This is a genomic window from Lentzea indica, from assembly GCF_012184385.1.
Lineage (GTDB): Bacteria > Actinomycetota > Actinomycetes > Mycobacteriales > Pseudonocardiaceae > Lentzea > Lentzea indica.
This window is the reverse complement of sequence record NZ_VSRL01000567.1, coordinates 1-1,042: the sequence shown is the minus strand read 5'-3', so window position 1 is coordinate 1,042 and position 1,042 is coordinate 1. Positions and strand designations below refer to the sequence as shown.

The following is a 1,042-nucleotide window of genomic DNA, read 5'->3' as shown; positions in this document are numbered from 1 at the left end:
CGGCGGTGCTGGGCGACCGTCCCGGCGACGGCCCTGAGCGGCTGGTGCTCAGCGGTGACCTGACCGACGTGGTGGCCAAGTTCCGGCAGGTCCCGTCGCGGCAGCTGGTGGTCCTGGGCGAGCCCGGCGCCGGCAAGTCGGTGCTGGCCATCCTTCTCACCCTCGGCCTGCTCGCTGACCCGCCGCCGGGCGAGCCGGTGCCGGTGCTGCTGACGCTGGCGTCGTGGAATCCGCACCACGAGCACTTGGACGCCTGGCTGGCCCGGCGGCTGGTCGAGGAGTATCCGGGGCTGGCCAACACCGCCGTGTACGGCCAGGACGCCGGGCTGCGCCTGGTGCTCGAAGGCCGGGTCATACCCGTGCTGGACGGGCTGGACGAGACGCCGCCCGGCCTGCACACGGCCGCGATCGACGCCCTCGACCAGGCCGTCGGCGCCGGCCGGCCGCTGGTGGTGACCTGTCGCGGGGCCGAGTACGAGCTCGCGGTGCGGGCGGCGGGCTCGTTCCTGACCAGGGCCGCCGTGGTGGAGATCGAGCCGGTGGAGATCGAGGACGCCGTCGAGTTCCTGACCGCGCGCCGACGTCCCGGCGAGACCAGGTGGCGGCCGCTGGTCGAGTGGCTGAGGCGGGAGCCGGCCGGGGTGCTGGCCCAGGCGCTGCGCACGCCGTTGATGGTCGACCTGGCCAGGAGCGCCTACGCCAACCCGGCCACCGACCCCGGCGAACTCTGTGACACCGCACGGTTTCCGGACCGTGCGGCGATCGAACGGCACCTGCTCGACGCGTACCTGCCGTCCGTGTACGCGCGCCGGCCGTCTCCGCCAGCCCGGCTCGGCCAGCCGCGCGACTACGACCCGAAGCACGTCGAGCGCTGGCTGTCCTTCCTCGCCCGGCGGCTCGAACGCGAACGCACCCGCGACCTCGCCTGGTGGCGGCTGGACCGGGCGGTGCCGCGTGTCGCAGTCGGCCTCTACCTCGGCCTGCCGCCCGCGTTGCTGTTCGCGCTCACCGGTTTGCTGGCCGCGGACCCGGTCACCGCGGC

General features: G+C 74.7%; 1 protein-coding gene. It reads left to right on the top strand.

Going from position 1 to position 1,042, the window contains the following annotated elements; genetic code table 11:
• The coding region (locus tag FXN61_RS49640; RefSeq protein ID WP_167980666.1) for an NACHT domain-containing protein at window positions 1-1,042 on the top strand (1,042 nt) is incomplete at both ends.